Genomic DNA, 8,527 nt, shown 5'->3' on the forward strand with positions numbered 1-8,527 from the left:
CCCCCGGAGAAAGATACGGTGGTCGCGTGCCCCTGCTGCCACTGCCTTCCGAGACTCCCCGTCAGGTCCTGCCCGCCTGGGTGCTGCGCGCCGACCGACGGGCCGCGAAACGCATCAACTCGGTCCGAGGGGTGCCGGTCGTCGACCGCAACCTCAGCCGCCTCAGCCACTTCGCCGACCACGGGCTGTTGTGGGCCGCGGTCGCCGCGGGTCTCGCTCTCGTGGGTCAGCGACGCGCCGCCGTGCGGGGCACGCTGTCGCTCGGCTTCGCCAGTGCCATGGCCAACATCGTCGGCAAGCGCATCTTCGGCGGCAACCGTCCGCTGATCGACGACGTCCCGATCGAACGACGCCTGCGCAGCCAGCCGCTGTCCGCGTCGTTCCCGTCCGGCCACGCCGCTTGTGCCGCCGGATTCGTCACGGGCGTCGCGATCGAGTCGCCGGGGGCCGCGGCAGCCCTGTTGCCGCTGGCCGGCGCGGTCTCGTGGTCGCGCCTCCACGTGGGGGCGCACTGGACGTCCGACGTGGTCGGCGGGTTGATCATCGGGTCGGGCGTCGCGCTGGTCGGGCGACTCGTGTCACCGCGCGAGCGCTGACCCGACGGGGTCCCCGGTCCGGCTCGGCGAGACCGAGCGGGACCGCCCCACGGCCCGATCGCCGCTACCAGCGGGGGTGGACGGCCTCGCGGAAGTACTGGTCGTAGATGCGGACGACCTCGCTGTCGAGCCCGTCGTCGAGGTCGCCGACGCTGCCGGCCGCCGCGTTCGCCGTGGCCTGCGCGACGTTGCGCGCGCCGGGGATGACCGTGCTGACGCCCGGCTGCTCGACGATCCAGGCGAGGGCGGCCTGCGGCACGGTGACGCCGTCGGGGACGGCCGCGGCGAACTCCTGCGCGGCGGCGACGCCCTGCTCGAAGTCGACGCCGCTGAAGGTCTCGCCCTGGTCGAAGGCCTCACCGTGGCGGTTGTACGTGCGGTGGTCGTTCTCGGCGAACGTCGTCTCGGTCGTGTACTTGCCCGAGAGCAGCCCGCTCGCGAGGGGGACGCGGGCGATGATGCCGACGCCGGCGCGTCGTGCGGCCGGCAGCACCTCGTCGAGGGGCTTGAGGCGGAACGCGTTGAAGATGATCTGCACGGTCGCGAGGTTCGGGCGCGCGATGGCGGTCAGGGCCTGCGCCGTCTCTTCGACGCTCACGCCGTAGGCGCGGATCGCCCCGTTCTCGACCAGCTCGTCGAGGGCGTCGTAGACGGCGTCGCTCTCGAAGACGGGGGTGGGCGGGCAGTGCAACTGCACGAGGTCGAGCGTGTCGACGCCGAGGTTGCGGCGTGAGCGATCGGTCCACGCGACGAAGTTGTCGCGGACGTAGTTCGACGGCACCTGGTCGAGCCGGCGGCCCATCTTCGTGGCGACCGTCAGCGGGACGCCGGGGTTCGACGCGCGGAAACGCCCGATGATCTGCTCGCTGCGTCCGTCGCCGTAGACGTCGGCGGTGTCGAAGAAGGTCACCCCGGACTCGACGGAGGCGCCCAGCACGTCGAGCGCGTCGCTCTCGCTGACGTCACCCCAGTCGGCACCGAGCTGCCAGGTGCCGAGGCCGACGACCGAGACGGGACGGTCGGCGAGGAAGGATGAACGGGTTCCGAGGGTGCGGCTCTGCATGTCGTCGAGCCTAGCCACGCCGCACGACGGCTCGCCCAGGCGCAGGTGCCGGTGCGGGCGCAGGCACGGCTCCCGGTGCCGCTGCGGTCAGCGGCGGGACGCGTTCACGCTGCGGACGAGCGCGTAGGCCACGACGACCGAGACGAACGCCGCGAAGAGGAAGGCGGCACCGAACCCGGCCTGCCCCTGCAGCAACCGCACGAGCCCGACGATGGCGAGCGCCGCGGCCAGCATGCCGAAGACGCGGGCGACGATCGACTTCAGCCGACGTGCGGCCCCGGCCCGACGGCCACCTCGTCGACGCGACGACACGGTCAGCCGAGGCGGCGGGCCGAGGCGACCGCCGCCTCCTTCGCCTCTCGCAGTTCGCGCGTCGCTCGCTCACGGGCGGCCTCGGGCATCGGCAGCCGGTCGCTGAGCGTGAGGTTCGTGGCGATCGTCTCGACGTGCATGCCGAGCGTCGACCCCAGGACGATGTCGAGGACCGGGGTGGCGTGGTCCCGGCCGGCCGTGGGCGTGCCCTCGTCGTAGACGCCGCCGCGGCTGGTCACGACGACCGCGGGTCGTCCGAGCATCGGCTGCTGGTCGTCGCCGTCGAAGGGCGCCGTGACGCCGGGCAGGTGGATGTTGTCGACCCAGGCCTTGAGCGTCGAGGGCAACGAGTAGTTGTAGAGCGGGGCACCGATCACCACGACGTCGGCGGCGACGAGTTCGGCGATGAGGGCCTGCTGCAGGGCCTCGTGGGCGGGGTCGGGGGCATCGCCCGGCTGCCGGAGCCGCGGCGGCCAGTGCAGCGCGCTGTCGCTCAGGTGCGGCAGCGGGTCGACGTGCAGGTCGCGGCGGGTGACCGTGTGGTCGGCGCCGAGGTCGCGCCAGGCGTCGGCGAACGCCGCGGTGATCGCGCGTGAGCGGCTCGTCGTGAGGTCGGCGGACGAGTCGAGGTGGAGCAGGTTCGGCATGCGCCCACCGTAGCCGGGGCGGCCGACACGGTCGGCGAACGTTGCGCCGCGCTGTCCCAGACCATAACCTCGTCGCAGGAGATTATGACTTGTCGCCGCAAGTCATAAAAAGACGTGACCGGATTCTGACTTGGGAGGTGTCGTGACCGCCATCTGGCCTCCACTCGACCACGAGCAGGTCGCGTGGGTGCCGTCCGGGCGCCCGACGGCTGGGCTGCGCACCGAGCTGTTCCGCCCGGCCGTGTTCCGTGCGGCGGTGCCCCCACTGATCGGCGCACTCCACCCCGCTCCGTCGCCCGAGGTCGCCGCTCTCGCCGAGGACGCCTCTCTCGAACTGACCCGCTTCGATGCCACCCTCGGCGGCGAGGTGGCGGCCTTCGCTCCGCTCCTGCTGCGCAGCGAGGCCGTCGCCTCGTCGCGCATCGAGAACCTGACCGCGAACGCCCGATCCGTGTTCTCGGCCGAACTCGGGGACGAACGCAAGCGCAACGCGACCCTGATCGCGGCGAACACGCGGGCCATGTCGGCGGCGATCGACCTGGCTGAGGAGTTGACCCGCGCCTCCGTCCTCACGATGCACGCCACGCTGATGGCGTCGGACGCGCGGCACACCCCCGGCGCCCTTCGGACCGAGCAGGTCTGGATCGGTCGTAGCAGCGCCAGCCCCGTCGGCGCCGAGTTCGTCGCCCCCGTCAGCGAACGGGTCCCGGGCCTGCTCGACGACTGCCTGACCTTCGCACGACGCGACGACCTACCCGTCCTCGTCCAGACCGCCGTGACCCACGCCCAGTTCGAGACCATCCACCCGTTCACCGACGGCAACGGTCGGACGGGGCGATCACTCACCCAGGCGATGCTGCGGTCCAAGGGGGTCACGCGGTCCGTGACGGTGCCGGTCTCGGCGGGTCTGCTGACCGACGTCGACGCCTACCACCGGGCCTTGACGGCCTACCGGGCCGGCGAGCTCGACCCGATCGTGCGGTTGACGGCCGAGGCGTCCCTCCGGGCGGTCGCGAACGCCCGGACGCTCGTCGACGACCTCCACGACGTCCGAGCGTCCTGGTCTGCCCGCGTGACCGCACGACGCGACTCCTCGGTCTGGCGCCTGCTCGACCTGCTCGTCCACCAACCCGTCCTCGACGCCACGACGGCCGCTTCCCGGCTCTCGCTCGCCCCGAGCAACGTCTACCCCCTGCTCCGACGGCTGGTCGAATCCGGAGTGCTGAAGCAGAAGGCCGAGTACAAGATGGGCACGATCTGGCGGGCGGACGAGGTCCTCGAGGCGCTGGATGCGTTCGCCACGCGCTCAGGACGTCGGGGCGAGGCCACCGTGCTGGGCTGACCCCTCGGCGGAATGTCGGTGGTGCAGAGCAGGATGGCAGCGATGACCGACGTGCTCGACCGCTTCTCCCCCGCGACCCGCGAGTGGTTCCGGGGGGCGTTCGCCGCGCCGACCCGGGCGCAAGAGGGCGCCTGGACGGCCATCAGCCAGGGCGACCACGCCCTCGTCATCGCACCGACCGGCTCGGGCAAGACGCTCGCCTCGTTCCTCTGGTCGATCGACTCGCTGGCCTCGTCGCCGCCGCCCGACGAGAAGCTGCACCGCACCCGCGTGCTCTACATCTCTCCGCTCAAGGCGCTCGGCGTCGACGTCGAGCGCAACCTCCGCTCGCCGCTCGTGGGCATCACCCAGACCGCTCGACGTCTGGGCACCGAGGCTCCCGACATCACGGTGGGCGTGCGCTCGGGCGACACGAGCTCGAGCGATCGCGGCCGGCTCGCCCGCACCCCGACCGACATCCTCATCACGACGCCCGAGTCGCTCTACCTCATGCTCACCTCGCAGGCGCGCGAGACCCTCAAGGGCGTGCAGACCGTCATCATCGACGAGGTCCACGCCGTCGCCTCGACGAAGCGCGGTGCCCACCTCGCCCTCTCGCTCGAGCGCCTCGACGCCCTGCTCGAGAAGCCCGCGCAGCGCATCGGGCTCAGCGCCACCGTCCGACCGCCCGAAGAGGTCGCCCGCTTCCTGGCCGGGCCGGCACCCGTCACCATCGTCAATCCCCGCGCCGACAAGAAGTTCGACCTGCGCGTCGTCGTGCCCGTCGACGACATGACCGAGCTCGGCACCGCCGCCCCGCTCGAAGGGTCGGCCGCCGGCGCCGCACCGCAGGGCTCGATCTGGCCGCACGTCGAAGAGGGCATCGTCGACCTGATCGCCGCGCACCGCTCGACCATCGTCTTCTCGAACTCACGCCGCCTGGCCGAACGCCTCACGGCCCGCCTCAACGACATCTGGATCGAACGCCAGGGCGGCGACCTCGAGGCCGCGGTGCGTGCCACCGAGGAGGCACGGGGCCAGCTGGTCACGGCCGGTGGCGTCGGCGACGACCCGGCCTCCGACACCGTCGATCCCTTCGCCCCGGCGCCCGCCGCACAGCGCAACCCGGCCGTCGGCGGCGGGGCACCGGCCCAGCTCATGGGCGGGTCGGGGCAGACCGCCGGCAGCGATCCCCTGCTCGCCCGGGCCCACCACGGGTCGGTGTCGAAAGACCAACGCGCCCTGATCGAGGACGACCTCAAGAGCGGCCGGCTGCGCTGCGTCGTCGCCACCAGCTCGCTCGAGCTCGGCATCGACATGGGTGCGGTCGACCTGGTCATCCAGGTCGAGTCGCCGCCGTCGGTCGCCAGCGGCCTGCAGCGCGTCGGCCGTGCCGGGCACCAGGTCGGCGAGACCTCGCGGGGCGTGCTGTTCCCCAAGCACCGGGCCGACCTGATCCACTCCGCCGTCGCCGCCGAGCGCATGGTCGCCGGGCTCATCGAAGAACTGCGCGTGCCGACCAACCCCCTCGACGTGCTGGCCCAGCAGACCGTCGCGGCCGTCGCCCTCGACGAGCTCGACGCCGACGCCTGGTTCGACACGGTGCGCCGCAGCGCCCCGTTCGCCACCCTGCCGCGCTCCGCCTTCGACGCCACCCTCGACCTGCTCAGCGGCAAGTACCCCTCCGACGAGTTCGCCGAACTGCGGCCCCGCATCGTCTGGGACCGCGTGCACGGCACCCTGACCGGCCGCCCGGGTGCCCAACGCCTCGCGGTGACGAGCGGCGGCACCATCCCCGACCGGGGCCTCTTCGGCGTCTTCATGGTCGGCGAGAAGGCCGCCCGCGTCGGCGAACTCGACGAAGAGATGGTCTACGAGTCCCGGGTCGGCGACGTGTTCGCCCTCGGGGCCACGAGCTGGCGCATCGAGGACATCACCCACGACCGCGTGCTCGTCTCGCCCGCCTACGGCCAACCCGGCCGCGTCCCCTTCTGGAAGGGCGACGGCATCGGGCGCCCCGCCGAGCTCGGCAAGGCCATCGGCGGCTACGTCCGCGAACTGTCGAACTCGAGCGAGGCCGACGCCACCACCCGCGTCGCCGCCGGCGGCCTCGACGAGCGGGCGGCTCGCAACCTCATCGCGTTCCTCGGCGAGCAGAAGGCCGCCACGTCCTACGTGCCGACCGACACCACCCTCGTGGTCGAGCGCTTCCGCGACGAGCTCGGCGACTGGCGCCTCATCCTGCACTCGCCCTACGGCATGCAGGTCCACGCCCCGTGGGCACTGGCGGTCTCGGCCCGCATCCGCGACCAGCTCGGGGTCGACGGCGGGGCCATGGCCGCCGACGACGGCATCGTCGTGCGCATCCCCGACACCGACGCCGAGCCTCCCGGGGCCGAGTTGTTCTCGTTCGAGCTCGACGACCTCGACGAGATCGTCACCGAAGAGGTCGGCGGCTCCGCCCTGTTCTCGTCGCGATTCCGCGAGTGCGCCGCCCGGGCGCTGTTGCTGCCCCGGTACAACCCCGGCAAGCGGTCGCCGCTCTGGCAGCAACGCCAGCGGTCGTCGCAGCTGCTCGACGTCGCGCGCAAGTACCCGCAGTTCCCGATCGTGCTCGAGGCCGTCCGCGAGGTCCTGCAGGACGTCTACGACCTGCCGGCCCTGATGAGCCTCACCCGCGACCTCGCGAGCCGCACCGTGCGCATCGTCGAGACCGAGACCGAGGTGCCCTCGCCCTTCGCCCGGTCGCTGCTCTTCGGCTACGTCGCCGCCTTCATGTACGAGGGCGACTCACCGCTCGCCGAGCGGCGTGCGGCCGCCCTGTCGCTCGACTCGAGCCTGCTGCAAGAGCTGCTCGGCCGGGCCGAGCTGCGCGAGCTGCTCGACGCCGACGTCATCGACCAGCACGAGCTCGAACTGCAGCGCCTCGCTGCCGACCGTCGGGCCCGCGACATCGAGGGCGTCGTCGACCTGTTGCGCCTGCTCGGCCCGCTGACGACCGACGAGATCATCGACCGCAGCTGGCTCGCCGCGACCCTCGTCGCCGGCGACGTCGCCGCCCGCGACGACGCCCACCGCGCGCTCGAGACCGCCCTGACCGACCTCGCCTGGTCGAATCGCGTCCTCCGCTTCACCCACGCCGGCACGGTCCGCTGGGCCGGCATCGAGGACGCCTCGCGCCTCCGGGACGCCCTCGGCGTCGCCCTGCCGATCGGCGTGCCGACCGCGTTCGTCGAACCGGTCGACGACCCGCTGGGCGACCTCATCGGCCGGTTCGCCCGCACCCACGGCCCCTTCACCCCCGCCATGGTGGCCGACCGTCTCGGCCTCGGCACCGCCGTCGTGATGGACACCCTGCGCAAGCTCGCCACCCAGCGTCGCGTCGTCGAGGGCGAGTTCCGGCCCCGGCAGCAGGGCAGCGAGTGGTGCGACTCCGAGGTGCTGCGTCGACTGCGCGGCAAGTCGCTGGCCGCCCTGCGTCACGAGGTCGAACCGGTCGCCCCCGAGACGCTCGGACGCTTCCTACCCGCCTGGCAACACGTCGCCACCGGGCTCAAGGGTTCGGGGCTGCGCGGCCTCGACGGCGTGGTGCAGGTCGTCGACCAGCTCAGCGGGGTCTCGCTGCCCGCCTCGGCGTGGGAGTCCCTGATCCTGCCGGCCCGCGTGACCGACTACAACCCGTCCATGCTCGACGAGCTCACCGCCACCGGCGACGTCATCTGGTCGGGCACCGGCACCCTGCCCGGCAACGACGGCTGGGTCAGCCTGCACCTCGCCGACGGCGCCCAGGTCACCCTGCCCGAACCGTCCGGGGCCGAGACCGACGACCTGCAGCGCGAGGTGCTCGCCGCCCTGGCCGGTGGCGGGGCGTACTTCTTCCGACAGCTCTCCGACGCCGTCGGCAGCACCGACGACGACTCGCTCGTCACCGCCATCTGGCAGCTCGTCTGGGCGGGGCAGATCACCAACGACACCTTCGCTCCCCTGCGCACCCAGGTCGGCGGCGGACGCACGCCGCGGCCGCGCACCCCGACGCGGTCGCGCTCGTCGTACCGCAGCCGCGGCCGGGTCGCCATGCCCCGACAGGCGGGCCCGCCCACCGTCGGCGGCCGCTGGTCGCTGCTGCCCCTGGCCGAACCCGACGGCACCGTGCGTGCCGCCGCGACGGCCGAGATCCTGCTCGAGCGGCACGGCGTCGTCACCCGGGGCGCCGTCGTCAACGAGGGCGTCCGTGGCGGCTTCTCGACGGCCTACAAGGTGCTCAGCGGCTTCGAAGAGACGGGTCGCGCCCGCCGCGGCTACTTCGTCGAGGGTCTCGGAGCGGCGCAGTTCGCGACCGGGCCGACGGTCGACCGCCTGCGGTCGTTCGTCCGTGACGAGGGCGACCGCCGCGACGACGACACCCTCGTCGCCGCGGGTCGTCAGCGCGACGTGCCCGTGGTGACCCTGGCCGCCACCGACCCGGCGAACCCCTACGGCGCCGCCCTGCCGTGGCCCGGGCAGACGCTCGACGGGGTCTCGTCCGACGAGGCCGCGGCCGTCGCGAGCGCGGCGGCACGAGCCGCCACCGCCGCGGCGGCGACCAGGT

At 72.9% G+C, this 8,527-nt stretch carries 6 protein-coding genes; 3 read left to right on the forward strand and 3 right to left on the reverse strand.

The annotated features are described in order from the left end of the window. The first annotated feature begins 26 nt into the window (after nt 1–26). The gene (locus SZ60_RS10965; RefSeq protein WP_043595928.1) at nt 27–596 is read left to right on the forward strand and encodes a phosphatase PAP2 family protein; all 570 of its coding nucleotides are present in this window, start codon (nt 27–29) and stop codon (nt 594–596) included. A 64-nt stretch (nt 597–660) separates the two neighbouring features. On the opposite strand, the gene SZ60_RS10970 is transcribed toward SZ60_RS10965, so the two are convergent. From SZ60_RS10970 to SZ60_RS10980, 3 genes are all read right to left on the reverse strand, one after another. Next, nucleotides 661–1,659, reverse strand: a complete 999-nt coding sequence (locus SZ60_RS10970; RefSeq protein ID WP_043595913.1) for an aldo/keto reductase — start codon at nt 1,657–1,659, stop codon at nt 661–663. A gap of 87 nt (nt 1,660–1,746) precedes the next feature. Then, nucleotides 1,747–1,971: a hypothetical protein gene (locus tag SZ60_RS10975; protein WP_043595914.1), complete on the reverse strand. Its 225-nt coding sequence runs from the start codon at nt 1,969–1,971 to the stop codon at nt 1,747–1,749. A 2-nt stretch (nt 1,972–1,973) separates the two neighbouring features. Continuing rightward, nucleotides 1,974–2,618: an FMN-dependent NADH-azoreductase gene (locus SZ60_RS10980; RefSeq protein WP_043595916.1), complete on the reverse strand. Its 645-nt coding sequence runs from the start codon at nt 2,616–2,618 to the stop codon at nt 1,974–1,976. A gap of 142 nt (nt 2,619–2,760) precedes the next feature. On the opposite strand from SZ60_RS10980, the gene SZ60_RS10985 reads away from it, so the two are divergent. After that, on the forward strand, nt 2,761–3,960 hold the full coding sequence (locus tag SZ60_RS10985; RefSeq protein WP_043595917.1) for a Fic family protein: 1,200 nt from the start codon (nt 2,761–2,763) through the stop codon (nt 3,958–3,960). Nucleotides 3,961–4,002: 42 nt separating this feature from the next. Further along, nucleotides 4,003–8,527 (forward strand): DEAD/DEAH box helicase (locus SZ60_RS10990; RefSeq protein WP_052505337.1); only part of this gene is annotated, 4,525 nt, incomplete at its 3' end.

Origin of the sequence: Frigoribacterium sp. MEB024 (assembly GCF_000878135.1) — a bacterium.
GTDB lineage: Bacteria > Actinomycetota > Actinomycetes > Actinomycetales > Microbacteriaceae > Frigoribacterium.

What these genes read in the sequence shown, in the direction of transcription:
- SZ60_RS10980 (WP_043595916.1), bottom strand. Translation starts at nt 2,618, where the DNA reads ATGCCGAACCTGCTCCACCTCGACTCGTCCGCCGACCTCACGACGAGC.
- SZ60_RS10970 (WP_043595913.1), bottom strand. Translation starts at nt 1,659, where the DNA reads ATGCAGAGCCGCACCCTCGGAACCCGTTCATCCTTCCTCGCCGACCGT.